Here is a 23,525-nt window from a genome sequence, read left to right on the forward strand (position 1 = left end):
GTTTTCCATCCCCTTGCATCGCGGCGAGTGTGTTGTTTGAAGATTTTGCAGTTTTTGTCTGACGACGGACACGCCTGCAAGAGATGCGGCCATGCGTTTTCCGGTGATGATACGATGGTGCTGGCCGGGGCCTATGACGAGATCGATATTCCTGCGATCCGTCCTCATGTCACCCGGCATCGGCGTTTTTCCTGTCATTGCCCGCAATGCGGCACGACGACAAAAGCCACCGCACCTGCCGTGGCAACCGCAACGCCGTTCGGGCCAGGCATTCACGCGCTGGCGATCTACCTCAAGAGTTTCCATGCATTGTCTTACGAACGCCTGAGCGGTGTGTTCATGGATATCTTCGGCCTCCATGCGAGCGAGGGCGCGATCATGAACATGTTTGCCCGCTCCCGTCCGAGCTTCCAGGCCACAGCACAGGCCGCCAAGGCCAGCCTTCGAGCCGCCCGCGTTGTCGCCAGCGACGAAACCGGTGTGCGTATTGAGGGCACAAATGCCCAACACTGGGTTTTTCATTGCAAGGATGCCGTTGTCCACCAGCCCGATTACTCCCGTGCAGCACGGGTCGTTCACGAGACCATGGGCGGCCATGTCCCCGAGGTATGGATATCTGATCGGTATTCAGCCCAGCAATCTCACGGCCATCGACATCAAACCTGCCTTGCACATTTGGCGCGTGATACAGCCTTTGCGCTGGAACATGGCGAGGATGATCTCCCTCTTCGCTTCCAGCTTTGGTTTGGCCGTGTGTTTGATTTCGCCAGAGCCATAAGCACATTCGCTGCGTCTACCGTCGCAAGCAAGAAGCGCAAATTCGATAAACAGCTTGCCGGGCTTCTATGCGCCCCGACTTCATGCGACCTGGCCCAAAAGCTCCAGGCCAAGATCGGGCGGGCCCGCGATCAGCTGCTGACGTTTTGCGACTATCCCGGAGAAGTCGATGTCACCAACAACACATCTGAGCGAAAGCTCCGTCCATGGGTCATTCAGAGAAAGGTGACAAACGGATATCGCGCCATGTGGGCCGCCCAAGCCGAGGCGGATGTACGCACAACCGTCGATACCGCCCGCCTTAAAGGCGCAAATCCCTTCCAGGTTATCGCATCCGTCTTGGCGTAGGCCGACATCAAGGCCCGAAATCATAAATTCAGGGGTGGGTAATTACCTTCACGTCACCAAAGGGCAGTGGTCACAAGACCGATCCAAATCCAAGACCTGCATATGAATGAATCCAACCACGTTGTTCGTGCTGCCGCGGGCAGACCGGATCCTGACCGGACCTGTGCCGCAACGGCTGCGGTTGATCAGGTGCAAGCTTGGCGGTTGTTGGTCGCAAGATGGAAAATTCTGTCGATACCGGATGCCCGGCCCGGATCAACCGTCCGGAGACAGGATAGATCGTGGATATAGTCGGCTCTGCCGAAAAATGACGAACCAGATGCCATCGGCTTCGCCGGCAAAACGATCGCGGCTTGTCCGCGCTGCAAACGCGCATTTCAAAAAGCCGTCCAAAAATCACAGGTAATAGAACCCGTCATCGAAGCCGAGGAATTCGATGTTGGTCAGTGTGTCGGTGCCGTCACCGCTGCCGGCGCCGATCCACTCGACGGTGGTGACGTCGCCGACGGTGGTGATGTTGAAATCGCTCTGGTTGCCTGAGAAGAAGGCGTAGTCGTTCGGGTCGGTGCCGCCGTCTATGGTATCGTTACCGCGTCCTCCGGTCAGCAGATCGCGCCCGAGCCCGCCCTGGATGATGTCATCGCCGGAGCCGCCATTGATGGTGTCGCTGCCGGCCCGGCCGAGGATCGTATTGGGACCGGAATTGCCGGTGATGTCGTCGTCGTCAGACGTTGCGAAAATGTTTTCGATCCCGGTGAAGGTCGTCACCTGCGTGCCGTCGCCAAGTCGGGCATAGCCTGCTGAGCCACGAATGGTCAGACCCTCTCCATATCCGCTGAACGAAATCGTGTCGCTGCCAAGCCCGCCATGGAACTCGTCAACGCCGCCGCGGGTGTAGAAGATGTCGGAAAAACTGCCACCACGCGCTACTTCTTTTCTGCTTGTCCCCAAAAGGGCGAGGCTGTTGCGCGGGCCGATGACACTCGATATCTTTGAAATCGACACTGTGGACATTGCTAGTCGCCGTCTTCAATTCGGCTGTGCCGTTGTCAAGATCGACGCGCCATTTCGAGTTGCTGCCCGACAGGTCGAGGGTATCGAAACCTGCACCGCCATAATAGTCATCGATGCCACCGCCACCGATCAACATGTCGTCGCCACCGCCACCGTCGAGATCATTGCGGTAAGCCGTGCCTGTGATGGTGTCATTGCCGTTCGAGCCGATGACATTTTCAATGGAAGTGAGTGTCTCAGTGGTGAACCCCGAGAGGGTCGTCGCGGTTCCGGCACAAATTCCGAAAAGTGGACATCCCCTGGCAGGACTAGAATAAGATCGGAACATATCCGCAACATATTCATCTATTGGACCGCGCCACGGAGCATCAAACCCACTGACCCAAAAATCATGAATATCCTGTAGGCCCGGAAAAAAATATCGTTGGAGAGGCGTTGCGCGATGGTTCGACCGATCTGAATGAACAAGACAGCAACAGGGAGCAAGATTAGCGCTTCAAGCGCAATATCCCAGTTTAAAAAATCGGCCCAGACAAGCAGTAGCATCCGCCACGCCAACATAGCAGTAACTATGAGGATTATCGTGCCCCTGAGCGCCAGTCGTTCCGTGATGACAGTATGGAGATAAACAGAAAGAAATATCATTGCTCCGGCCCCCACGAGTCCCGAAAGCAGACCAGCGATCAGCGCAGCAGCGCCACTAAAGAAATTTTGTCTCGCCTTGACGAACGGAAGCACTCGCTTTTGCCAGGCTGCGCCCTCTGCAAGAAGAATTAGCAATAACAAAAACCCGACGGTGAACTGCAATGCAGCAGGTTCGAGGAGCCGAAACATAAGGACGCCGACGATCACCGCCGGTATTATAAAAAGTATCATCCGTCCAGCCAGACAATGATTGCCGTACTTCAAACCATCCGGCACGAGAACGACCTGAGACGCAAGATTGACGAGGCCGGCCAGAATAATTGCTTGGTGCGGTGGCATCACGAAAGACCCCATGAGGATCATTGGCAGAATTGCTCCGTAACCAAAAACGCCTTTGATAACGAATGCCAGCGCGTAGGCGGCCAATAATAGCGCCAACTGCCAAAACGACAGACCTTCGAATATAATCGCGCCAAACATGTTCATCGTCGAGACAGAGCAGATGGAATCGACAATCCTTCCACTGATTTACGATCCAGCCTTTGGCACGGCAAAAACAGGCAGAATTCCTTTGTCATAAAACCAACACCGCTAAACATACAGGCGAGCAATTTGAGACATTGATTTGCAGTATCCTTTTCCCGGGAGTGAAAGCGAGCGACCTTGGGAAATTAATATTTGAACCTTATTCAGATCGCTCGCTTCGCTTTATTCGTTGGCATCGTCCAATAGTATTTTTCTCTGTTGCCTCCTCTCACGAAGTATCGGAAGCAAAATTGAGGCAACAAGCGCCACCCACAGGACATTCGCGACATTCGATGAGAAAAGGACCATCGGGTCGCCCTGTGAAAGCCGCAAGGAGCGCATGAGATACTGTTCGAAAAGAGGACCAAGAATAATCCCGATGAGGATCGCGGTGACGTGATACCCCGTTTTGCGTGCGAGGAACCCGAGAATCCCAAACACCAGCGCCAGAACCATATCAAACTGGAACCCCCTGGGGGCGAAGGCACCTACTGTTGTAAACCCGATAATCATGGGTGCGAGAAAATAGGTCGGCACCAAAGTTACCCGGGCCATGTAGCGCGCCAATGGTACAACGAGCACGATCATGAACAGGTAGGCCACGAACATCGATATGAAGACGCCATAGGCCATTTCCGGTCGCTCGGTGAAAATCCTGGGCCCCAAAGTGATGCCCTGATACTGCAAAACGACCATCATGATTGCTGCTGTTGCTCCGCCAGGAACACCGATTGCCAAAAGTGGGACCAAGGTGCCCGAAGTGACACCGTTATTGGCGGCCTCCGGTGCAATGACGCCCTCCGGTACGCCGGTTCCAAACAGGCTGGGTGTCTTGGAAAACGCGCGCGCTTGCTGGTAAGCGACAAATGCAGCGATGCTTGCTCCGGCACCTGGCACAATTCCGATCACAAGACCGATTATGGAAGTCCAGACCATCAGCCATGAGTACCGGAAGGAGTCCCGGACATAAAACCAGGTTTCCGACCAAGGCGAATAACGCGCCTTCTGAACGCCATCTTTTGAAAGGATCGAATTGTTCTCGATCATGACGAACGCTTCGGAGATTGCGAAAAGGCCAATCAGGGCAGGTACAAGCGGGACACCATCATAGAGCTCGATGAACCCGAATGTCGCTCGAGGCGTGGAATAGATTTGGTCGGTGCCAATCGCCCCGATCATAAGTCCGAGAAAGCCTGCAAACAGTCCCTTCAACATGTCCTGCGCGGCAACTGTCGCAATCAGAACGATGCCGAACAGCATGATCACGACCATCTCAACACTATGGAGAACATAACCCACCTTCGCAAAGAAGGGTAGAAACGCGATGACAAGTGCTGTTCCGATTAGGCCTCCGACGACCGAGGCGACGAAGCAGAGGATCAGCGCATGCTGCGCTTCGCCCTTCTTTGACATTGGATAGCCATCAAGCGTCGTAGCCGCTGCTCCTCCTGTTCCTGGTATGTTTATGAGGATGGCCGGTATCCCGTTGCCCAGTTGGCTCGCGGAGTAAAGCGCCATCATGAAAATCAGCGAGACCTCCGGGTCCATGGCCAGCGTAAGCGGCAGCAGGATGATAATTGTATTGGCCGAACTGAATCCCGGTACCGCGCCGACGACGGTTCCGATCAGGACGGCAGGGATGATGATCCACCAATACGAGAAAGCTCGTAAGACAAGTTCGACGAAAAGTGCAGGGTCCCATGCCATGGGTCAGCTCTGAAACAGCATGGCGGCAACCCGTTCAAACGGACCGTGTGGAAAACGAGCCCCAACCAGCACGATGAACAGCAGGTACCCTCCGAGCGACATTCCAGTCGCTATAGCCAGAGCAATCTTTATCTTGCCTGGTCCAGCCAGCATGATCACCGTCGAGACAACGAAGATAAAAAGACTTATTGTGAAGCCAAGATAATTCATCGAATAGACGAAGCCACAGGTCAGCAATGCAAGCCCGATCCGTCTCATCAGGACGCCGGTGGTTTCTCCGAACAGGTCGCCGAAGGTGAGCGCGGCCAATCCGTTTCGGTATTCCCGAACGAAGCGTAGACCGAGAAGGACGCTGACGAGCACCAATGCGGTCATCAGACTGATGCCCAAGGACGACGCCTGCCAAGGCAACCCCCAGACCGTCGACACATAGTAGGCACCAAAACAGAGTCCCGCGACCGGGATGATCAGGTCTGCGCCAAGCGAAATTTCCTTTTCGTGAGCGTCAGATGAGAGGTTTGCCATCACGTTTCTCCTGCCCGGACTCTATTAACTGCATGAAGAAGGGCTGTTTTCTTCGTGCGTCTTGATATGAATGGGTATTCCGGACACTCAACCAAACGCCGCAAGCTTGCCGCCCGCCTCGGCACTCACCGGTTCTGCGGCAACCAACACAAAGAAAATGCGGCACGGCTCGGGGCCTCGATTTACCCAGTTGTGGACGGTGCCCCGTTGGACGAGAGCATCGCCGGCGGATAGCGTCACAACGACACCATCGTCCAGTTCCATGTCTATCGATCCGGACATCACCACAGCGTAGTCTACCGAGTCAGTTCGATGCAGACGGCCGGCCACGCCCGCCTGATACTCCACGACCCGAAAAACCGTTCCGTTGGGATCCGTCGTCCCAATCTCCCGCTTGGCTGCGTCGGACTGTCCGGCATTGTCCGACGGAAAGCGATCCGTCGTCCAAAGCACCGCGGACTTATGACCTGGACGCCGTGAAATCACCGTGTCGGACAGATCGTCGAACTTGACGATAGCCTTTCCGTTTTCATCGTGCCCTGTAACAACCCGCCTGATATTCAGTTCCATGGTTCAGTTCCCTTTGATGCACTCATGACTTAATGCCGGTCGCATCCCGGTCTGGCTGAGGATTTTCGATAGCAAAGCATCCGGTCTCAATTCGGTTGACGAAGGCACCGAATATCTTCGCCATCTTTGGCTCGACCGATCGCCATTCCCCGCGATCCCACTCTTCAAGCAGAGCATCGTCTGCACGATAGGATACGATGTCCTCATGCAATTCGGCTTTGGGCAGCAGCCCAGTGACCCGTCTTGCAGTCATCGGGGAATGGACCTTGTCGTTGCCGGCCAGAATGCATGCTGGGACCGCGAGTTGCCGGATTTGTTCCTCCGTCGCACCGATGACAGGCAGAGACGCGGCGCGAACAAATTCGGCTTGCCAGCGTTGCATCGTTGCGATGAAGTCCTCGGGTTTCATGGCCATCAGTTTTTCGCGGTTGCCTTCGCGACGTGAAATTGGCTCCAAGAAGTGCGGCGACGAACACACGGCCGCCATCCCGTTCTTTGCGACCTCAACCGGATCACCGTAATATTTTTTCGCGAGTTTGTCCGATGCATGCACGCCTCCGGTGACACGCCACAGAAGCAAACCCCGGACGGAGTCAGGATGGCGAAGGGCCAGCGTGATGGCCACGCGCGCACCGGACGAAGAGCCTCCGACATAAAAACTGTCTTCTTTCAGCTGATGCACCAGAGTCAGAAGATCCTCGGCCCAGACCACGTGCTCTGACTCGCCATCAATCGAGATCTCTGAAGCCCCGGTATTCCGGCGATCGTGCAAGAGAACCCGGCAGCCCGACTTGGCGATACTCTCGGCCAGGTTCACGAGTTCATCATGAGGGCGCCTTTCCCCTGGCATCAGCGCGACAATCGGGCCAGCATCACCGATAATGCGATAGTTGATCTCATTCCCCCTGACGGTCATCGCATTCATCGAGCCTCTCCCAGTCTTCTGAACGTCACACGCAACCAAGCCTGGGCCGCATTATTAAATTCATGCATTTAGGGCAGCCTCGGAAAAATCGTCCAGCGGCGACCAAACGCGCGCAGAAAGTCGAACCGCCGGATCGTTCGGTTTGCTGCCGATGGTTTCCAGAGCCTCGCGAAACCTCTTCCAGGTGACGCCGCCTTCTTCGGTATTCGGGTCCTGGCGTTTTCGTGTCCGAGCCTGGTGCCTGGTGAAGACTTTGTCGAAGGCCGGGCGTGCCTTCATTGTTTCGTACCAGATACTTACCTGAGGGTACTCGTTGGTCCACAAGCCTTCGCAGCCCAGAATCCAAAGCCGGTGCACATAGGGCAACAAGGCGGCATCAGCCAGAGAGTATTTCGAGCCAGCCAGGAAAGGTCCATGTTCAAGCGCAGCGCCGATATCCTTGACCATTGTTTCGAGGAATCCACATGCTCTACGCCCTTCATCCGAGGACAAGCCCAGCAATACCGAACGCTTTCGTTGCTCGCGCCGGATGGGTTCCGGGATGCCATCGAATGAATTCAGTCTCGCCTTCCCCACGTCGTTGAGGTCTCCGTTCGCGTCGCGGGCGATTTCGGAAAACGAAAGAAATGCAATCGCATCATGGTACTTGTCGTCAAGGTCCTTCATCAGAAGATCCATCCGCATCGCCTCAACGGGATTGTTCGGCGTAAGTGACGGTTCGGGAAAGCGTCGATCCAGGTATCTCATGATGACGCTGGACTCCACAAACACCATGCCCTCATGCAGGACGGTCGGGATCATGCCGTCCCGGTTGAGCTTAAAGTAGTCTTCTGACAGATTCTCGTGCTTCCAAACATTTACCTCTGTCTCTCGGACCTCTTGTCCCTTTTCCAGGGCAGTCAGGTGTACTTTGCAACAACAGGTGGAACCAGGACCTCCAAGTATCTCGATTGTCATTGGCAGAAATCCTTTGCAAAGTTGAGCGCAACGTCCCTTCCGGAACGAACTATCAAACGCGGTCACTGGCAGATAGAAAGCGGGTTGGGTGCGATCGCGCGAGCCGGCAGGACTGGCGCGATTGCTACTGTTTTACGGGTCGTTCCTCACCCGGCTGAAAGAAGACTCTTGTATCGGTTAGCCAGTCCGACAAGATTGTCGGCAAACTCCATGGTTTCTTCCTGGCCCGCAACATAGATCAACTCGCGCGGCACCCCTGTCGCCGCCACGGCGTCAGCATAGGCAGGGTCTGTTGCGGTTTTCTGGATCGCGGACTTCAAAATTTCAAAGCGGTCGGGATAATCCTCGATTGCCTTGGTATGAATTGCCCAGGACCGGCCGCTCTTGAGAGGCGGAATTTTACTTCCGAAAACGTCATTAACCAGTGGAGCGCTCGTGATGTCCGGAATGGGATTAACATTGTCGAAAATCCCAAGGATTGTCGCCTTGTCCGCGACGCTGAGGATCGTCGAAAGACCCATTGCGGCGCACGGGACTTCACCGGTGACAACCGCCATCGCGGTCGGTCCCCCGCCACCGTACGGAATCAAGTTGAACTCGGCTCCGGTGGCCTCGCCGAGTGCCAGCATCCCAATTGAAGATGTGTGCGGCAGGCGCGGCACCGCGATATTCATGGGCTCCTGTTGTGCCTTTTTCACAAGATCTTCCAGCGTCGCGATGCCGGAATCCGGCGTCGAGAAAATAGCCATCGGTTCAGACATTATCTGCTGGAAGAACGTGATGTCGCGACCGATCTGGATGTGTGGCGCCTGCAGTGTCAGGACAATGACTTCGGCGCCCATGAAAGAGACAATCAAGTTGTGACAATCAGGCTCGCGGTTGTTCATGTAGAATTCGTAGCCCACCTGCCCTGAGGCACCTGGGTAGAAGCCGAACTCAAAATTCGTATCGAGATGCGTCTTCAGAATTTCAGTGAACAACCGCGCGTCTCGGTCGGATCCGCCTCCCTCGCCGGTCGGCACCGTAATATTGATGTTTCGGCTAGGAAAAGTGTCAGACCGAGCGCCAGTCACACCCAGCGAAGTTGCAAAAGGAGCACAAAAGGCACTCCCGATAAACTCTCTCCTCGTCGGCTTCCTCAAAGTCATCTTGTTTCTCCTCCCTCATTTCGTAGCGGAAAGCTTGCCTTCACCGATATTCCAAGTCAAAGATATTATCTTCTTATAATATTCCAGGAGGGAATATGGGTTTTGCGATACTTCAGCTGCGTTCGTTCGTGACCACCGTTCGATCCGGATTTCATGTATCGAAGGCGGCTGAGCAGTTGAACACTTCTCAATCGGTCGTCAGCAAACATCTGAAATCCATAGAGGAAGCTTTGGGCAAAACGCTTTTTGCAAGATCGGGGAAACGCCTGACCGGGCTTACAACCGAAGGCGAGAAAATATTTCCGTTTGCCGAAAGAATTTTGCGCGATCACGAATCCATCCGTCGTATCAGCGTGGAAGCCGTCGAGACGAGACGGGAGACATTGTCGGTCGCAACCACTCCAACCATGGCGCGCTACTTTATTGCAGAGACAGTACAAGCCTTCACCAAATCCTACCCCGACGTCGACCTCTATGTGCGCGTCCTGAGTTCCGACAAGGTTGTCGAGGTGGTTCAGTCCATACAGTGCGATCTTGCGGTAGTGCCTGCGGGGATAATCCTGCCACCTGAGTTGAGAGTTACAGATCTTGAGTCTTGGTCGCGAATTCTGATCGGGTTACCGGATTGCCCGCTGTTCCAAATGCCCGAGCTGACCTTGGAGGCAATTTCAACAGTGCCGATTGTTTCCTTTGAAACACCGACCTTTTCAATGCGTGATGTCTTCGATCAGAAAGGCATTCTTCCTCGTATCGCAATTACGGCCTCTAATCCGGATGTCATGAAGGCATATTCGGCACTGGGCCTGGGTGTCTCAGTCGTTGCAAAACCCACATTTGACCCGGTTCGTGATGCACCCTTGGTCAGCAGAGATGTTGCTGACCTTTTTCCAGACGTCAAGATTATCGCGCTTGATCGAACAGACTGCTATCAAACCAGAGCTCACAACAATTTCCTGCAACAGCTCAAACATTCAGCAAACCTACGCCGCAATGTTTTCTCGGCGACCGAAAACGAGACCGGCGGCGGCTGAAGTGGTTCCACCATTTGTTGCCGCTGTCCCCTCACATTTCAGAAGCGGACGGACTCCTTCCGTGCCCTAAACGAGCCGGGCGGGAATGCGCCCCCATTTCGGTCATTGGCATAGCTCACATTTTTACGGAAAGAGGACATTGCTGGCGACGGCGCCAGAGGTCAATGTTTCAGAAGTTGGGACGTTCATCTCGGAGGCTATCTCGTCGAAAGGCAGGAAATCCACTAATCGCTGCATTTGCATCAGTGTTGCCGCTTCAAGGTCACAGAATGCTCGCTGCGTTTGCTCCAGAGGCGGCTCTCAATTGCGGTAAGCGGAGAACCCTGCGCTGACCGAAATCTGTTGATGCGGGATCAGAAATGGTGCCCTTGACGACTACTGGCAGAAGTTTTAGCCACCGATATGATCGTGCCCGATACACCTCCATTGGTTGCGACCCATGATCTGTTTTTCCGAATGAATTTGCCGTACACGGATCAAACCATGCTTTCGTAAGCTTCGGCCTCCGAGGCTGTGGCGTTTTCACGTCTCAGGCGTCGGGATGCCATGCCGGGTTCGGCACCCCAGACTGCAATCCAGCGGTAGAACACCGGCGTCAGAAAAAGCGTGAAAACGGTTGCAAATCCCAGTCCACCAACGATGACCCAGCCGACCGCGATCCGCGCCTCGGCACCCGCACCTGATGTCAGGATCAGCGGCAACCCGCCAAACACGGTCGACAACATGGTCATCATCACCGGCCTTATGCGCAGCCGCAACGCATCGCGGATCGCGCTGTCTATGTCCTGTCCCGCCTCGCGCAGCTGGTTCGCGAATTCGACAATCAGGATACCGTTCTTGGCCATCACCCCAATCAGCATGACCAGCCCGATCTGGCTGTAGTAGTTCAACGACCCGCCGCTGAGCGAAATCGCCATCAACGCAGCCGCAAGACCAAACGGCACCGTCAGCATGATGACGACGGCGCTGGCAATGCTCTCAAACTGCGCGGCCAGCACCAGGAACACAACCACGAAGGCCACGCCAAACACCATGTACATGCCTGCCTGACTGTCCGACAGCGACGCCGCCTCGCCTGTAAAGGTAACCCCCATGCCGCCGGGCAGTGTCTCCGCAGAAATCTCGTTCAGCCGTGTCATGGCATCGCCGAGATCGACACCCTGGCCGAGATTGGCCTGGACCGACACAGCCAGCGATCCGCCCTGGCGCTCGATTTGGGATTGGCTGACCACCGGCTCAAGCGTCGCGGCAGCCGACAGCGGGATATAGGCGCCATCAGGCAGACGCAGAAAGATGGATTCGAGGTCGGAAGGATCATTGATCGGAGGGCCACCCGGCACCACGTTGACGTCGATTTCTGTATCGTCCTTAAAAACGGTGACAGCCACTTTTCCCTGCACCATCGAGCTGATGGTTTGGGTGATTTCGGCTTCGCTCAGCCCGAACATGCCTGCCACAACGCCGTTCACCCGCACCTCGTACTGGGCCTGAACATTGTCGCTGGACAGTTGCGGATTGAGGAACATGCTGTCTTCAGCCATTGCCGCGACCAGCACATCAGCCGCATCAGTCATGGCGGTGACATCGGTGCCGGTCACCGCGAACTGCAGTCCCCTTCCCGCACCGCGTATGTTGAGACTGTTGGTCGAGCGCGCACTGACCTGAACCCCGGGGACCTTGGACAACTCACCGCTGAACTCGGCGATGATATCCTGTTGGCTCCGGTCGCGGTCATTCCAGTCGAGGAGCCGCACGATGATGAAGGCACTGGTGCCACCACCGACGCCGATGATGCTTTGCACCGCAGTCACCTCACCGCTTTCACGGTAAGGGGTCAGAATGTCCTCGACCATGGCAACTTGGCCATCGAGATATTCAGGCGTGGTGTCGGGAGCGCCACGCGCCTGCACCAGGAAAAAGCCGCGATCCTCGTTGGGCGTGATGGAAGAAGACAGGGTAGCCGCCGAGCCGGCAGCAATAATGGCAAAGCCGCACGCAACGGCAATCACGATCAGCGGCGCGCGAATGGCCCGATCCATCACGAAGTCGAACGCGCGGGACAGCCGGTCCGGCCCGGCTTTGCCCCTGCCCGGCCGGGATCGAGAAACGCAGCCATCACCGGCGCCAGCGTCAAGGCAGAAATCGATGACAGGGTAACAGCGAAGGCCAGAACGAAACCAAATTCACTGAACACGCCTCCTGCCTGACCGGGCAAGAACGAGATCGGAATAAAGACGGCAGCCAGCGTCGCTGTCGTCGAAATCACGGCAAAGAACACCTCGTTGGTGCCGGCGGCAGCGGCGGCGAAGGCCCCCATGCCCTGCTGGCGCTTTCGCACGATGTTCTCGATGACGACGATCGTGTCATCGACGACCATGCCCGTGGCCAGAACCAGCGCCAGCAGGCTGATGGTGTTGACCGAAAACCCAGTCAGCCAGATTGCCGCGACGGTGCCCACCAGGGCAACGGGAATTGTCACCGCAGGGATCAGTGTTGCACTGGCAGAGCGCAGGAATGCGAAAATCACGGCGACTACGATCACGGCCGCCAGACCGATGGATTTGACCACCTCATCGATTGACCCTTCGATGAACACGCCATCATCGGAGGTGATGACGATGTCCACCCCGTCGGGCAATTCCTTGCGCAGTTCTTCGACGGCAGCGCTCACCGCCTTGGAAATTTCTAGAGTGTTGCCGACCGATTGACGGCTGATATCCAGCCCGATGGCGGACTGGCCATTGACGCGGGCAAATACATCGCTGTCCTCAGGAACCAGCTGGACAAAGGCGATGTCTGAGACACGGGTGGTGACGTTGATCGGCACCTGGCCAACGCTGTCGGCAGTCACTTCGGCATTACCGACACGCAAGGCGATGGTTTGGGATGTTGCCTCAAGTGAGCCCAGCGGAGTGTCGTCACGCAACGCCAGCAGCGCGGTCGAAACATCGGAAACCGTCAGCCCGCGATTGAGCAGCGAGGGAATGTCGAGCGTAACGCGGAATTCATTGCCCCGGTTGCCGCGAACCGAAACCTCGGCAATGCCGTCGATAACCGAGAGCCGGTCATAGATCACCCCCTCGGCCAGGGTGGTCAGTTCGTCGAATGTGGCATCGCCCAGCACGGCCAGGCGAATGATCGCGTCGGCGTTGCTGTCACTCTTCGAGACCACCGGATTTTCGATATTATCGGGCAGTGCCCGCTGCGTTGATGACACGATCTCGCGCGCCTCGTTTGCGGCGATATCAACGTCGGTCCCTTCCGAAAGATCGATGGTGATCCGGCTTTCGCCAGTGCTGGAGCTCGATTCGATATAGGATACGCCATCAAGCGCACTCAGCGCATCCTCCAGAACCTGCGTTACTTCCTGGTCAACAGTGCCGGGAACGGCACCTTCATAGGTGGTGCGGATCGAAAGCACCGGCTGATCGACATCCGGCATCTCGCGCACATCCACCGAGACAAGCGCTGCCAGACCAGCAATCAGGATCAGCAGATTGATGACAACACCGAAAATCGGGCGGGCAACGAAAAGGTCAGCCACGCCTGACTTGCGGCCTTGCGGCTTTTCCCCGCTCATATAGGCTTCTCCGTCGAGATGGGCTGTTGCGGTTCGGCCTGACCAAGCTTCAGTTCAGAGCGCGCCGGCCCAGTATCCTGTTTGCTACCATCCGGATCGCCATCAGCGCCGTTTGCCGCTACAATGAGAGAGCCGGCCCGCAGTTTCTGCGCCCCCTCGGTTACCACCATCGCACCCGGGACAATGTCCGCTTCAATCCACACCTGGTCGTCACGGCGATACAGGATGGCGGCTGCCACCTGTTCGGCAACTCCGTTGTTATCAATCCAGACGCTCGATCCGCTGCGCGACCAGGTTATCGCGGTTGAAGGCAACACCGACAATGGCTCGCTCTCGTGGACAATGCGCACGGCAAAACTCATTCCCGGCCACAGCCGCGCGTCGGAATTGTCAATCCGCGCATGAACTGCAACGCTGCGTGTGACACTGTCGATGCGGCTGTCGAAGGATACGATCTCTCCTTCGAACACTTGACCGGTATAGGTCGGGGTACTTGTCAGGACCTTCTGGCCCTTTTCCAGCAGACCGACCGAGCGTTCAGGCAGTTCAAACACCACCAGCAAAGCCTCGGCATCGTCGATGGTCACAATGGAACTACCGGCAGACAAGGTGTCCCCGATCTCGACATCGCTCAAACCCAGCTTGCCTGAAATCGGGGCCTTGATGGTACGGTCATCCAATGCCACTCGGGCAAGGCCGAAATTCGCCTCGGCCAGCCGCTGCGCAACACGCGCTTCGGCAAGGGCAACATCGGTTATCGAAGAATTTCCGGATGCGAGCAGCCGCTCGTAGCGCAACACCTTGTCACGGGCCTGTTCAAGTTCGGCCTGGGCGATTTCGAGATTGTACATTTCGGTGCGGGCATCGAGTTGCACCAGCACGTCGCCGGCCGACACTTCCTTGTTGGCGGAAAGGTTGGTCTCGATCACATCGCACGAAACATTGGAAATCACGCTGGCACTGCGCACTGCGTCGGCGCTGCCAACCGCGCGCAAGATGTCTTCATAGGGCTGCATTTGCAGCGGGGTCAGAACCACCGTTGTCGTATTCGCACCACGTGGCCCGCCAGCGCGACCTGCCGGTGACGTACTCTTGTCGGCCCTGCCTTCCCGCTGTCCGCCTGCGGTCTGGGTTTCCGACGAAACTCCGAGAGATGCGGGAACGCCGAATGCAATGAAATATGCTCCGGCAAGTATCGCCGCCGAGACAATCAATGTGACAAGCCTGCGCATCTATAAATTCCTAATCTGTTCATCATCATCGCTGTGTGTGGTCTTGCGGCGCAAAGATATGTCGTGATCGAAATAATGGTGCCTGGGCGCCGCGGCAACGGGGAGAGCCAGCAGACCGACTACGTAGTCTGTCTTTGGTCACAACAGAGTGAGGCGAGGGCTTGAATGCCCTCGCCATGTCAACGTCAGCCGCGACGGTCGCCACGGCGCTCACCATCGCGGCCATGTCCCTTGCGGTCACCTCCGCGCCGGTCGCCACGGTCCAGCTTGCCGTCGTCATTGCGGTCCATCCGCTCGACAACATTGCCGAACTTCTCGTCCATTTCGGCCTGTGTCACCATGCCGTCACCATCTTCATCGAGACGCTGGAAGGCATCGACCATCTTGTTGCGTACCATCTGAAGATAGATCGTTTCGAATTCGGCGATCGAGATATTGCCATCACCCGAGGCATCAGCCTCGCTCACCAGTGCCGAGCGGAACGCATCGATTTCAGCCTGGGTGACAGCGCCGTCGCCGTCTGCGTCAACCTTCTGAAGGATCTGGTGCATCATCCCGCGACCGCCGCGTTTTCCGTGCTTGCCACCATGACCGCGGAAATCAACGTTCATGACCTTGGGTGCCTGCACTTCTGTGTCCATCGCGGTTTGTGCGCTGGCGACCGTGTAACCGGACACAACGGCCATGATTGCCACAAGGCCGACGGGGAGGAGTTTGGAGTTGTTCATGTCGTATCCTTTCGAGATTTCCATGAGGCGTGCATCGCCCTGGTGAAACAGACTTAGGGGCTATTGCGCCGAAAAGTGTGTCAGCGCCAATGCCGCTTTGTCGTCATTTGTCGCAAGGCATCTGGCTGATACATCTTGCGACAAATCAACCGCAAAACGGCCTGTTCGCTGGTTGATTGTCCCGGGGAAAAGAATGCTACTAAGGGAAATATGGACGCCGAGCGCGACCAAGGAGAGACCTCATGACAGACCCGATCGCACCGCAAATCCTGATCGTTGACGATGCCCGCGACATTCGCGAGCCGCTCGGTCAGTATCTGCGCAAACAGGGATTCCGGACACGGCTTGCGGCACATGCCAGCGAGGCGCGCGAAATCCTGGCGGAAGCTTCCATCCATCTGGTCGTGCTTGACATCATGATGCCCGGTGAGGACGGGTTGAGCCTGTGCCTGTGCCGGTGGCTGGTCGCGCACAACGGTCCGCCCGTATTGCTGTTGACCGCCATGGCGGACGAAACCGACCGCATCGTCGGCCTCGAACTGGGCGCTGACGATTACCTGATCAAACCCTTCAACCCGCGCGAACTGCTGGCGCGGGCACGGGCGGTTCTGCGCCGTGCACCGCCGGAAGCAGCGCCGCCTCCCAGCAGTAAGCGCCGGTTCGCTGACTGGACCCACGATCCGGACGTCATGAAACTTGCCCATGAAGACGGCCGGAGCATCGACCTGACCACCGCCGAAAACCGGCTTCTCGCCATTTTTCTCGATCAGCCGCGCACCGTGCTGACCCGCGCCACGCTGCTTGACCTGACCGCCGGGCGCGAAGCCAAAGCCTATGACCGCGCCATCGACAACCAGATCAGCCGATTGCGCCGAAAAGTCGAAGACGACCCGAAAAATCCGCGGCTGCTGGTGACCGAATGGGGCGGTGGATACCGGTTGGTTGCAAATGTGACCGAGGCAGGCTGATGAACCGTCTCAAACACCTGCTGCCGGATTCTCTTGCGGGCCGGCTCGTCTTCCTGCTGGCGATCGCCATTATTGCCGCCAACATCATCGCGCTCGCCGTGCTGGCGTTTCAGCAGCAGAGTTTCGATCAGCAGGCCCGGGAGGAACGCGAAATCGAACGTATCGCAGCACTGATTCCTGCGATGGAAGCAGTCAACGCCCAGCTTCGGCAGGTGATTGCACGGGATGCTTCAACACGCTTTGCCCGCGTCCGTGTGGAAGATGCCCCGTTACTGACCGAGACCGCGACAGGCACACGGTCCAGGTACATCGCATCCCAGCTCGCCGAAACCCTGGGCCGACAGGATGTGATCGTGGCAATCATCGACCGGCCGCTTCCGCCCGGTGCGGATCGCAACGGCGCCACCCATACAGATCAGGTGATTGCCATCACCATTCCGCTGAGCGCACGAAACGGGCAGCCCGAATGGCTCAATGTCGTCACCAACGGTGCACCGTCACGCGCCGGCCGCATCGACAGCAGACCATTCCTGACCGTGCTTTCCCTGTCGCTGCTTTCGGTGCTTGGCGTGGCAATCGTCCTCGCCCGCCACCTGACCCAGCCACTCAGCCAGCTATCGCAGGCAGCCGAGGCAGCAGGACGCGGCGACCGCACTGCGCGGGTGCCCGAAGAAGGAGCACGGGAAATGCGTCAAGCTGCGCGGGCGTTTAATGCAATGCAGGCAGAAATCTCGCAATTCGACGCCGAACGCATGCGGATGCTCGCCGCCGTCGGCCACGACCTGCGCACCCCGATGACCAGCCTGCGCATCCGTGCAGAGATGGTTGATGATGATGAGCTGCGCGATGCGATGGTCCGCACGCTTGAAGAGATGACAGTTATGGCCGACGGCCTTATCAGCTACGCAAGAGACGGTCAGGATGCCGAAGCGATGGCGCCGCTCGATCTCGCCCGCTTGCTCAGGCAGCTTTGCGAGGATCGCGGAGCGACCTGCAATGTCACTGAAAATGTCCAGATAACAGGCCGTCGCGTCAGCCTCGGCCGGGCTATTGGCAATCTTCTCGATAACGCCTTGCGGTACGGCGATGAGGCAAGGATGACGCTTGCACAAGACAAAAAGCACGCCATCGTCACCATCGAGGACAACGGTCCCGGCATTCCGCCCGACCGCCTGAACGAGATGTTCCAGCCCTTCACCCGCGGCGACGACAGCCGCAGCCTGGAGACAGGCGGTGCCGGTCTGGGTCTCTCTATCTCACGAACAATCATCGTCGCGCATGGCGGGCAAGTCACACTCGAAAACCGTGCTGACGGAGGACTACGTGCGACAGTGGCTTTGCCGTTGGCCAATCGGACATGATGCAGATGAGAGATTGACGAACGCCGGACGCTGATCTTGATCGATCATGTGAATCGCAAAATGTTCCATCAATCTGCAGCCCGCCAACATACGTTTTTTATGAACCTTTCTCGCTTCCATCAAAGCCCAACTTAGTTCTTCTAAATTATTCTACGATATCGTAAAATATCTTGGCGTTCGCGCCATCTGCTGATCCGGCTGAATCTACGTTCGAGCTCAAAAGAAACGCAGTCGGTGTCGGTGGTTTTGCCAAAATTTGACCGTTAACCGGCAGCATTCGGAAACGACACCAAACCACTTAGCGTTTGGTGCGAGGCTTATTGAAAAATGCGTTTATGCGTTCAAGCGCCTCGGGGCTGGTCTGGGTCAAGGCGGCAGCCAGAGATTCTGTGAAAAGCCCGCCAGCCGGCGGCATTTCGGCGATCTGGGTGAGGGCCAGAAGGATCATCCTGTTTGAAAGCGGAGCATTGGTTGCGACTTCCCTGGCGAATTCAAATGCATCTTCGCTCGATCGTCCCGGGGCAGACACTCTCTGACAAAGCCCTATGGCGTTGGCCTCGCGGCAATCGACTTCCCGGCCAGACAACATCAGCTCGATCAAGCGGCTCGTACCGATCAGGCGGCCTACCCTGACGGACGCTCCCCCGCCGACAAAGATGCCTCGGCGTCCTTCAGGCAGGCAGAACACCGCCTCTGGATCGGCAAACCGGACATGCGCGGCGGTGGCCAACTCCAATCCGGCGCCGATGACATACCCCTTGAGGGCGCAAACCACTGGGATTCGGCTATCAATGATAGCCTGGGTTGCCCTGTGCCAGTGAGATGAGATGTCCATTACCTGTTCGGGGGAGCGGCTCTTGTGCTCAGAGAGATCAAGTCCAGCGCTGAAATGATCGCCCTCTGCCTCGATCAATACAGCTTTCCAGGCAGGAGGAGGAGAGGCAAAAACCTTTCCGATGACGGTAATCATTTCTTCGTTCATCGCATTGCGTTTCTCAGGACGGCTCAATGTGATGACGCCAACCTCTCCCTTGGTTTCAATGCCGATCAGGGAAGAGTGGGGAAAGCTGGAATGGTTCACTTTTTCACACTTGTTTTTATCGCGGTTGATTCCGCGTGTTGAAGATATTGGAACTCAGGAACTTTTGAAAAGTTCGCGAGTCCCTGCTTGACAAGTCACCGAGCCTGTGGCCAATTTTACGCTACTGTAAAAGAAGGCGTGTTGTGATGCAAGATGTTGAAATTCCCTACGGTGCATATTGGTCGAGCCCTTTTGCGCGATGGCAGGGTGCTCTTGCCAACCATCACAGCCTGATACTGGCGGCTGAGGTGGCCAAACGGGAGCTCATGAAGCGCCGTATTGACGCTGCCGCAATAGAGTTTGGTGTTTTGGGAATGACTGTCCCGCAACGTGGCAGTTTCTACGGACTGCCATGGCTCATGGGAATGATCGGCGCGGAAGGCGTGGCCGGCCCCACGATCAGCCAGGCCTGTGCGACCGGTGCGCGAGTTCTTGCCGTCGGCAATGATGAAATAGCAGCCCAACGTTCGCAATGCGCTTTGGTGATTGCGGCAGATCGCGTGTCGAACGGGCCGCATATTGTGTATCCGCGGCCGGATGCGGCCGGTGGCGCGGGTGAGTACGAGAACTGGATCCTCGACAATTTCGGAGCGGACCCGTTCGCGGGGTGCGCCATGATACAGACGGCGGAGAATGTGGCCAACCGGTTTGGCATCTCGAAGGAAGAGCAGCATGAATTGGTACTCATGCGTTATGCGCAATATCAGGATGCTCTCAAGGATGACCGCGCATTTCAAAAGCGGTACATGACCTTGCCTTTTGAAGTGCCAGGGCGGAGCCGGAAAAAGGCCCCGGTCATTCTGGACGGGGACGAGGGCATTTATCCCACATCCGCAGAAAAGATGGCTGCGCTGTCGCCGGTTATCGAAGGCGGCACCGTCACATTTGCCGCACAAACTCATCCGGCCGATGGAAACGCGGCAATCCTTCTGACAACGCCGGAAAAGGCTATTGAGCTGTCTTCAGATGCCGGCATTAGGATCTCGATCATAGCATTTGGACAAAGTCGGGAGGAAAAGGGTTTCATGCCCTCTGCTCCGATTGGTGCCACCAGAGCCGCGCTTGAAGCTTCTGGCCTCGACATTGGGGATATCTCCGTCATCAAGTCCCACAACCCTTTTGCGGTCAATGACCTTGCGTTTGCCAAGGCATTTGGCATCGATGTTGGTTCAATGAACAACTACGGGTGCTCACTTGTTTGGGGTCACCCCCAGGCCCCGACCGGGATCCGTTCCATCGTTGAAATGATTGAAGAGCTTGTGATCAAGGGTGGCGGTTACGGACTGTTCCAGGGGTGTGCGGCCGGCGACAGCGCCATGGCGGTGATCCTCAAGGTGGAGGACCGGTCCCAATGACCCAGATGCCAGAAATCTTTCCATCTGTTGTCCACATGCTGGCGGAATCCGCTCGACTCCATCCGGAAAGGGAAGCCATCGTCTGCGATGACGAACGTCTCGATTACGCTCAGTATGCGGGGGCGGTGGCGCAGTTTGCCTCCGAGCTCATCGGGCACGGGGCCCAAGGTGGACGTGTAGCTATCATCATGCCGAACTCCGCGGATTTTGCGATTGCGCTTTTCGCAGGGCTGGCAGCAGGAGCGCAGACGTCGGCCTTGAATCCGCTTTACACCGAATACGAGCTTGGCGAGATACTGGAAGATTGCCGACCGGATGTGGTGCTCGCCGCTCCGGAGGTGATGGACAAGATTTCCAATATTGTGGAAAAACTCGGTTTGCGTCCGGCGATTGCAATCGGGCTCGGAGCAAGGCGACTGACAACCGCTTCCCGTGACATGGCGCCTGGCCTGCCCTTGCCGGACCCAGATTCACTGGGGATTCTGCAGTACACAGGAGGGACCACCGGCAAGCCCAAAGGTGTCGAAATTTCCCACCGCGCAACTGCGATGAACATCTCGCAGCGACAAATGCTTGTGCCGATTACCCGGGACGACCGCCTTCTGGTGATGACGCCGCTCTATCACGTCTATGCAAGTTCAATGGGTCTGTTTTCCGCCGCCTATGCCGCAGCTCCACTCGTTATCTTGCCCCGCTACACCACGGAAATCGCATTGCAGACAATCGGGCGCGAGGGCATCACCTTTTTTGCCGGCAGTCCGACCATTTATCACGGGCTGCTTGCGGATCCACGCATGACGACGACCGATTTTTCCCGACTGAGCCTCTGCTTTTCAGGAGCTTCGGCACTTCCTTCCGAAACTCTTGCAGAGTGGGAACGGCAGACCGGATCTGTCATCTGCGAGGCCTTTGGTCAGACCGAGACAGGTCCCGTTATTGCTGCAAACCCGCGAGACGGCCTGCGCAAAGCTGGTTCCGTCGGGTTGATTCTGCCGCAAACAGAGGTCGAGATCGTCGATGCTCAGGATGGAGAGACTGTTCTGCCCGCAGGAGAAATCGGCGAAATACGTGCACGCGGACCTCAGATGATGCGCGGTTATCGCAATCGTCCCGAAGAGACCGCACAGACGCTGCGCGATGGCTGGGTATACACCGGCGACATCGGCTTCCTTGATACAGATGGATATCTGAACATCAGGGACCGCAAGAAGGACATGGTCATTGTGAGCGGCTTCAATGTCTACCCACGGGAGATTGAAGAAGCCTTGTACGGGGTGTCAGGTGTGCTCGAGGCAGCGGTTATCGGTGTCCCTCACCCGCACAAGGGGGAAGTGCTCCACGCACAGATTGTTGCGCCCGGTCTCTCAACCCAGTCCGTCATGGAGCAGCTCGCACAGCGGCTGACCCGATACAAATTGCCAGCCAGTGTCGAGATCGTCGAGGCGCTTCCGAAGACGCCAATCGGCAAGGTCGACAAGGTTGCCTTGCGCGAAGCAGCGCAAGCAAACGGAAAATCTTAGAGCCTGAAAATGGGAAAGGACCCACGCATGAATACTTTTAAAGCAATGTTGTGTGCAGTTGCCGGAATGACTGTCCTGATGCCTGGAAGCGCTTCAGCAGAGACAGTTTTGCGGGTAGGAACGTTTCTTCCACCACAAGGCGTTTGGCACGGACCGCTCGAACACTTTATTGAAACCGTCAACGCCAAGGGTTCCGACATCAAACTCGAGCTTGTTGCGGACCCCTCATCGGTCAGCCCTTTTCAGCTCGGTGACGCCGTCTCCGGCGGCGTGGTCGACATCGCCTATCTCTCGGGCGCCTTCTATACCAATCTGGTCCCTGAGGCTGACGCCAACAAGCTGTTCAACATTCCGGTCGCCGAACTTCGCGAGAACGGTGCGATGGATGTTCTCGATCAGATCCACCGCCAAAAGATGGGCGCCGTGTTCCTCGGAAAACTCGGTGATGGAATCAAGTATCATATCTACACCGACAAGGAGAGCAGTGAACCGCGCTTTGAAGGCTGGAATATGAGAGGCACTCCCTTGTATCGGCCATTCATGGAATCTCTGGGTGTCAACGTCATCCAGATGCAGGGGTCTGAAGTCTATTCTGCGATGGAAGGAGGCGTTGTCGATGGCTACGCTTGGCCTTTGTGGGGCATCAAGGATCTTGGACTGCTCGAAGTCACGAAATATCGGGTTGAGCCCGGCTTTTACAATGCCGAAATCAGTGTTCTGTTCAATGAGAACAGCTGGAATGGTCTGAGCGAAGATCAGCAGAAGATGATGCAAGACGCCACGATCGAAACCGAGCAGTGGTTTATCGATTACCGCAACAAGATCGACGATGAACAGCGGAGCATCCAGGACGAAGCCGGGATTCAACCGGTGACGTTTTCGGAAGAAGACAGCAAGGCGTTTGTCACGGCGGCAGACAAGGCCGGATGGGACGTGGTCCTGAAAAACTCACCGGAAAATGGTGAGCGGATCAAGGAACTCACGTACCAGGATAACCAGTAAGCTCTCGCGATGATAAAACTGATCGACAGCGCCATGGGGCGCATCTGCGATGCCTTCGGGTTCGCCGCCAGCCTGGTGATTGCGTTTCTGGCGCTGTCGGTCGGTGCAGAGGTTGTTGTACGCAACCTCGGCCTTCCCGCTTTTGGCTGGACGCTGGAAATGTGTGAATATGGCCTGCTTCTGGTCAGCTTCCTGGGGGCGCCTTGGGTGCTTCGCCGTCACGACCACATAAGCGTCGATGTGCTTGTCCGTCATGTCTCGCCTCGCACTCGCCTTCGTATGCTGACCGTCGCCGACATGTTTGCAGCTTTGACCTGTGCCGTCCTGGCCTATTACGCGACCCAGGCCGCGCTGGATGCATATGCGAAGGGCTCACTTCTCTTCAAGTACCTGGTCGTGCCCCAGTGGATCGTGCTTTCGGTCCTTCCCTTGGGGATGAGCTTGCTGGTCATCGAGTTCCTTCTGCGTATCTACCGCCGCGGTTCGGAGACCGCCAACACAAATTCTGAGGTAGAAATCACATGAG

21 protein-coding genes and 1 pseudogene are annotated in these 23,525 nt (G+C 56.7%); 8 read left to right on the forward strand and 14 right to left on the reverse strand.

Annotated features, from left to right (window positions below):
* The first annotated feature begins 54 nt into the window (after window positions 1–54).
* Window positions 55–1,125: an IS66 family transposase gene (locus IMCC20628_RS09885; protein WP_197078426.1), complete on the forward strand. Its 1,071-nt coding sequence runs from the start codon at window positions 55–57 to the stop codon at window positions 1,123–1,125.
* A gap of 396 nt (window positions 1,126–1,521) precedes the next feature.
* Here the strand turns inward: IMCC20628_RS09885 and IMCC20628_RS24235 are convergent, their stop codons facing one another.
* The 9 genes and pseudogenes from IMCC20628_RS24235 to IMCC20628_RS09930 form a co-directional block, all read right to left on the reverse strand.
* Window positions 1,522–2,139 (reverse strand): calcium-binding protein, encoded by a 618-nt coding sequence (locus tag IMCC20628_RS24235; RefSeq protein ID WP_052766374.1) that lies wholly within the window; start codon window positions 2,137–2,139, stop codon window positions 1,522–1,524.
* A 121-nt stretch (window positions 2,140–2,260) separates the two neighbouring features.
* A pseudogene (locus tag IMCC20628_RS25620) lies at window positions 2,261–2,467 on the reverse strand (hypothetical protein); the annotation flags it as partial.
* Between the two features lie 17 nt (window positions 2,468–2,484).
* Window positions 2,485–3,264: a sulfite exporter TauE/SafE family protein gene (locus tag IMCC20628_RS09900; protein ID WP_197078428.1), complete on the reverse strand. Its 780-nt coding sequence runs from the start codon at window positions 3,262–3,264 to the stop codon at window positions 2,485–2,487.
* A 228-nt stretch (window positions 3,265–3,492) separates the two neighbouring features.
* Window positions 3,493–5,016, reverse strand: coding sequence for a tripartite tricarboxylate transporter permease (locus IMCC20628_RS09905; protein WP_047030077.1), 1,524 nt, complete (start codon window positions 5,014–5,016; stop codon window positions 3,493–3,495).
* Between the two features lie 3 nt (window positions 5,017–5,019).
* Window positions 5,020–5,541 (reverse strand): tripartite tricarboxylate transporter TctB family protein, encoded by a 522-nt coding sequence (locus IMCC20628_RS09910; RefSeq protein ID WP_047030078.1) that lies wholly within the window; start codon window positions 5,539–5,541, stop codon window positions 5,020–5,022.
* Window positions 5,542–5,628: 87 nt separating this feature from the next.
* Complete coding sequence (locus IMCC20628_RS09915; protein WP_047030079.1) at window positions 5,629–6,111, reverse strand: cupin domain-containing protein; 483 nt, start codon at window positions 6,109–6,111, stop codon at window positions 5,629–5,631.
* Window positions 6,112–6,133: 22 nt separating this feature from the next.
* The gene (locus IMCC20628_RS09920; protein WP_047030080.1) at window positions 6,134–7,036 is read right to left on the reverse strand and encodes an alpha/beta hydrolase; all 903 of its coding nucleotides are present in this window, start codon (window positions 7,034–7,036) and stop codon (window positions 6,134–6,136) included.
* Between the two features lie 60 nt (window positions 7,037–7,096).
* Window positions 7,097–7,993: a glutathione S-transferase family protein gene (locus IMCC20628_RS09925; RefSeq protein ID WP_082128092.1), complete on the reverse strand. Its 897-nt coding sequence runs from the start codon at window positions 7,991–7,993 to the stop codon at window positions 7,097–7,099.
* A 146-nt stretch (window positions 7,994–8,139) separates the two neighbouring features.
* Window positions 8,140–9,141 (reverse strand): tripartite tricarboxylate transporter substrate-binding protein, encoded by a 1,002-nt coding sequence (locus IMCC20628_RS09930; protein ID WP_082128093.1) that lies wholly within the window; start codon window positions 9,139–9,141, stop codon window positions 8,140–8,142.
* 95 nt (window positions 9,142–9,236) lie between these two features.
* Here IMCC20628_RS09930 and IMCC20628_RS09935 point away from each other — a divergent pair, with 95 nt between their 5' ends.
* Window positions 9,237–10,172, forward strand: coding sequence for a LysR substrate-binding domain-containing protein (locus tag IMCC20628_RS09935; RefSeq protein ID WP_047030082.1), 936 nt, complete (start codon window positions 9,237–9,239; stop codon window positions 10,170–10,172).
* Between the two features lie 476 nt (window positions 10,173–10,648).
* Here the strand turns inward: IMCC20628_RS09935 and IMCC20628_RS25410 are convergent, their stop codons facing one another.
* The 4 genes from IMCC20628_RS25410 to IMCC20628_RS09950 all read right to left on the reverse strand — a co-directional run bounded on the left by IMCC20628_RS25410 (window position 10,649) and on the right by IMCC20628_RS09950 (window position 15,712).
* Window positions 10,649–12,211, reverse strand: coding sequence for an efflux RND transporter permease subunit (locus IMCC20628_RS25410; protein ID WP_197078429.1), 1,563 nt, complete (start codon window positions 12,209–12,211; stop codon window positions 10,649–10,651).
* Window positions 12,211–13,752 carry an efflux RND transporter permease subunit gene (locus IMCC20628_RS25415; RefSeq protein WP_197078430.1) on the reverse strand — a complete coding sequence of 514 codons (1,542 nt, stop codon included), beginning with the start codon at window positions 13,750–13,752 and terminating at the stop codon, window positions 12,211–12,213. The genes IMCC20628_RS25410 and IMCC20628_RS25415 overlap by 1 nt, the downstream gene beginning before the upstream one ends.
* Window positions 13,749–14,984, reverse strand: coding sequence for an efflux RND transporter periplasmic adaptor subunit (locus tag IMCC20628_RS09945; RefSeq protein WP_082128094.1), 1,236 nt, complete (start codon window positions 14,982–14,984; stop codon window positions 13,749–13,751). The genes IMCC20628_RS25415 and IMCC20628_RS09945 overlap by 4 nt, the downstream gene beginning before the upstream one ends.
* Before the next feature lie 185 nt (window positions 14,985–15,169).
* Window positions 15,170–15,712: a hypothetical protein gene (locus IMCC20628_RS09950; RefSeq protein ID WP_197078431.1), complete on the reverse strand. Its 543-nt coding sequence runs from the start codon at window positions 15,710–15,712 to the stop codon at window positions 15,170–15,172.
* Window positions 15,713–15,954: 242 nt separating this feature from the next.
* Here IMCC20628_RS09950 and IMCC20628_RS09955 point away from each other — a divergent pair, with 242 nt between their 5' ends.
* A complete protein-coding gene (locus IMCC20628_RS09955) occupies window positions 15,955–16,680 on the forward strand; it encodes a response regulator transcription factor (protein WP_047030083.1) in 726 nt (241 codons plus the stop codon).
* Window positions 16,680–18,041, forward strand: a complete 1,362-nt coding sequence (locus IMCC20628_RS09960; protein WP_052766377.1) for an ATP-binding protein — start codon at window positions 16,680–16,682, stop codon at window positions 18,039–18,041. Before IMCC20628_RS09955 ends, IMCC20628_RS09960 begins: the two co-directional genes overlap by 1 nt.
* A 298-nt stretch (window positions 18,042–18,339) precedes the next feature.
* Here IMCC20628_RS09960 and IMCC20628_RS09965 read toward each other — a convergent pair whose 3' ends face one another.
* The gene (locus tag IMCC20628_RS09965) at window positions 18,340–19,122 is read right to left on the reverse strand and encodes a crotonase/enoyl-CoA hydratase family protein (protein WP_047030084.1); all 783 of its coding nucleotides are present in this window, start codon (window positions 19,120–19,122) and stop codon (window positions 18,340–18,342) included.
* 146 nt (window positions 19,123–19,268) lie between these two features.
* Here IMCC20628_RS09965 and IMCC20628_RS09970 point away from each other — a divergent pair, with 146 nt between their 5' ends.
* From IMCC20628_RS09970 to IMCC20628_RS09985, 4 genes are read left to right on the forward strand one after another with little or no spacing between them, the layout of a single operon-like run.
* On the forward strand, window positions 19,269–20,477 hold the full coding sequence (locus IMCC20628_RS09970) for a thiolase family protein (RefSeq protein WP_047030085.1): 1,209 nt from the start codon (window positions 19,269–19,271) through the stop codon (window positions 20,475–20,477).
* The gene (locus IMCC20628_RS09975) at window positions 20,474–21,997 is read left to right on the forward strand and encodes an AMP-binding protein (RefSeq protein WP_052766379.1); all 1,524 of its coding nucleotides are present in this window, start codon (window positions 20,474–20,476) and stop codon (window positions 21,995–21,997) included. The genes IMCC20628_RS09970 and IMCC20628_RS09975 overlap by 4 nt, the downstream gene beginning before the upstream one ends.
* 9 nt (window positions 21,998–22,006) lie before the next feature.
* Window positions 22,007–22,999: a TRAP transporter substrate-binding protein DctP gene (gene dctP, locus IMCC20628_RS09980; protein WP_082128096.1), complete on the forward strand. Its 993-nt coding sequence runs from the start codon at window positions 22,007–22,009 to the stop codon at window positions 22,997–22,999.
* Window positions 23,000–23,008: 9 nt separating this feature from the next.
* Entirely contained in the window at window positions 23,009–23,524 is a 516-nt protein-coding gene (locus IMCC20628_RS09985; RefSeq protein WP_047030086.1) for a TRAP transporter small permease, read from the forward strand.
* The last annotated feature ends 1 nt before the right edge of the window (window position 23,525 follow it).

It is taken from the genome of Hoeflea sp. IMCC20628, from assembly GCF_001011155.1.
Lineage (GTDB): Bacteria > Pseudomonadota > Alphaproteobacteria > Rhizobiales > Rhizobiaceae > Hoeflea.

Bases quoted from the DNA above. Each gene is read 5' to 3' on its own strand.
- IMCC20628_RS24235 (WP_052766374.1), bottom strand. From the start codon at position 2,139: ATGTCCACAGTGTCGATTTCAAAGATATCGAGTGTCATCGGCCCGCGC.
- IMCC20628_RS09900 (WP_197078428.1), bottom strand. From the start codon at position 3,264: ATGTTTGGCGCGATTATATTCGAAGGTCTGTCGTTTTGGCAGTTGGCG.
- IMCC20628_RS09905 (WP_047030077.1), bottom strand. From the start codon at position 5,016: ATGGCATGGGACCCTGCACTTTTCGTCGAACTTGTCTTACGAGCTTTC.
- IMCC20628_RS09910 (WP_047030078.1), bottom strand. From the start codon at position 5,541: ATGGCAAACCTCTCATCTGACGCTCACGAAAAGGAAATTTCGCTTGGC.
- IMCC20628_RS09915 (WP_047030079.1), bottom strand. From the start codon at position 6,111: ATGGAACTGAATATCAGGCGGGTTGTTACAGGGCACGATGAAAACGGA.
- IMCC20628_RS09920 (WP_047030080.1), bottom strand. From the start codon at position 7,036: ATGAATGCGATGACCGTCAGGGGGAATGAGATCAACTATCGCATTATC.
- IMCC20628_RS09925 (WP_082128092.1), bottom strand. From the start codon at position 7,993: ATGACAATCGAGATACTTGGAGGTCCTGGTTCCACCTGTTGTTGCAAA.
- IMCC20628_RS09930 (WP_082128093.1), bottom strand. From the start codon at position 9,141: ATGACTTTGAGGAAGCCGACGAGGAGAGAGTTTATCGGGAGTGCCTTT.
- IMCC20628_RS09935 (WP_047030082.1), top strand. From the start codon at position 9,237: ATGGGTTTTGCGATACTTCAGCTGCGTTCGTTCGTGACCACCGTTCGA.
- IMCC20628_RS25410 (WP_197078429.1), bottom strand. From the start codon at position 12,211: ATGGATCGGGCCATTCGCGCGCCGCTGATCGTGATTGCCGTTGCGTGC.
- IMCC20628_RS25415 (WP_197078430.1), bottom strand. From the start codon at position 13,752: ATGAGCGGGGAAAAGCCGCAAGGCCGCAAGTCAGGCGTGGCTGACCTT.
- IMCC20628_RS09945 (WP_082128094.1), bottom strand. From the start codon at position 14,984: ATGCGCAGGCTTGTCACATTGATTGTCTCGGCGGCGATACTTGCCGGA.
- IMCC20628_RS09950 (WP_197078431.1), bottom strand. From the start codon at position 15,712: ATGAACAACTCCAAACTCCTCCCCGTCGGCCTTGTGGCAATCATGGCC.
- IMCC20628_RS09955 (WP_047030083.1), top strand. From the start codon at position 15,955: ATGACAGACCCGATCGCACCGCAAATCCTGATCGTTGACGATGCCCGC.
- IMCC20628_RS09960 (WP_052766377.1), top strand. From the start codon at position 16,680: ATGAACCGTCTCAAACACCTGCTGCCGGATTCTCTTGCGGGCCGGCTC.
- IMCC20628_RS09970 (WP_047030085.1), top strand. From the start codon at position 19,269: ATGCAAGATGTTGAAATTCCCTACGGTGCATATTGGTCGAGCCCTTTT.
- IMCC20628_RS09975 (WP_052766379.1), top strand. From the start codon at position 20,474: ATGACCCAGATGCCAGAAATCTTTCCATCTGTTGTCCACATGCTGGCG.
- dctP (WP_082128096.1), top strand. From the start codon at position 22,007: ATGGGAAAGGACCCACGCATGAATACTTTTAAAGCAATGTTGTGTGCA.
- IMCC20628_RS09985 (WP_047030086.1), top strand. From the start codon at position 23,009: ATGATAAAACTGATCGACAGCGCCATGGGGCGCATCTGCGATGCCTTC.